Origin of the sequence: Methylocucumis oryzae (assembly GCF_000963695.1) — a bacterium.
Lineage (GTDB): Bacteria > Pseudomonadota > Gammaproteobacteria > Methylococcales > Methylomonadaceae > Methylovulum > Methylovulum oryzae.
On sequence record NZ_LAJX01000294.1, the window covers coordinates 1 to 1,633 of the forward strand.

Here is a 1,633-nt window from a genome sequence, read left to right on the forward strand (position 1 = left end):
CCAACACCGCTATTACCCGCTAAGTCGCTAATACCGGTTAAGTCTAATGTCAGCGTGTTAGTTGTATCAGTGACGTTACTATCAGGTGTTAATGTCGCTGTCCATGTGATGCCACTATCGTTGCTGCTGACATTGGATAAACTACCGTTTTCGACGGTGAGGTCGGTGTTGGTAAACCCGTTAACTGCTTCAGAGAACGTAATCGTGACTAGCGAAGTATCGCCTATGGTTAATGCGGAATCCACGACAACAATACTGGCGGTAGGACGTGTGGTGTCAAGGGTGTAATTGCCGCTGTTAGCACTGCCAACACCACTATTACCCGCTAAATCGTTAATACCGGTTAAGTCTAATGTCAGCGTGTTGCTTGTATCAGTGAGGTTACTATCAGGTGTTAATGTCGCTGTCCATGTGATACCACTATCACTCGTTATTAAGTTGGTTAATACGCCATTAGCGACGTTAACATCGGTAGTAGTAAAGTTAGTGACAGCTTCGCTAAAGGTAAAAGTTACCGTAGCCATATCGCCGACTTTCAGTGCCGTATCAGAAACACTGATCACCGCTGTCGGTAATACACCATCAATAATGATGTTTTTGGTATCGGCAATATTATTGCCGCTTGGTAATGTCGTCGAGGTTAACGCATTGTTTGCTAAATCGGTTACCGTGCCAGTCGTATAAGAAGAAACGGTCAAATCATTGCTGGCTTCGTTAAGGCTTACCGTATAGTTTCCGGTTAATGTCGTACCGTTAGTCGCGGCAGTCAGATTAATCGTAACGCCAGTATCCAGCGTGACCGCAAAGGTAGAACCGGCCGTCACGGCTTCGTCCATAGTCGCCACAATGGTAAGCGTATCGCCGACTTTATAACGGCCATCGCTGTCACTGACACTAAACGAACTTAGCGTCGGTCGCGTCACATCGGCAACGGTGATTACTAAGTCATTACCAGTTCCACCTATATAGCTGATGCTGAACATAACTCCACTGGCGTTAAACGTTGCGCCTTCAGCAAGACCATTGAGTGTCCCTGTAATCGCACCACTGCTCGTTTTGTTGATTAAGGTAAAACTATCCCCTACGATGGGTGTAAAGCCTAAATTAAACGTAGCGGTCAAGCCATTTAAATCAAGCGCACCGCCTACAGCGATTTGATCATAATTCGTGCCTGCCGTTGTGCCATTTAAATCCACCGCTAAGACAGCGCCGGAAGCTCCGGTGAAATCACTGTTTAGTGTCAGTAATCCGGCACTGTTAATGCCAGGCGCTATTGTAGCTGAGGACGATAGCGTTACCGCGCCGGCAACATAACCGGTACCGCCTAATATTGCACTCGATGCCACCGAAACCGAGCCTGTGCCGCTAATACTGCCGTTGATCAGTAACGTACCGGCTGAAACAGTGGTAGAACCATCATAGCTTTCGGTATTGGATAAGATTAAAGTACCGGCACCTGTCTTGGACAAATTAAATACATTAGCGCCATCGCTGATAATACCGCTTAAGGTCAAACTTCCTGTGTTAACGCTGATACGGGTATTACCGGTTAACGTAACCGCGCCGCTTAAGCTATTATCTCCGCTAAGACTAGCTAATGCACCGCTACCTGATACGCCTGTTCCTGTTAAAC

General features: G+C 46.9%; 1 protein-coding gene. It reads right to left on the minus strand.

All coding sequences use genetic code 11. The annotated features are described in order from the left end of the window. Window positions 1-1,633, minus strand: a 1,633-nt coding sequence (locus VZ94_RS20415; RefSeq protein ID WP_045780646.1) for an Ig-like domain-containing protein, incomplete at both ends; no start/stop codon positions are given.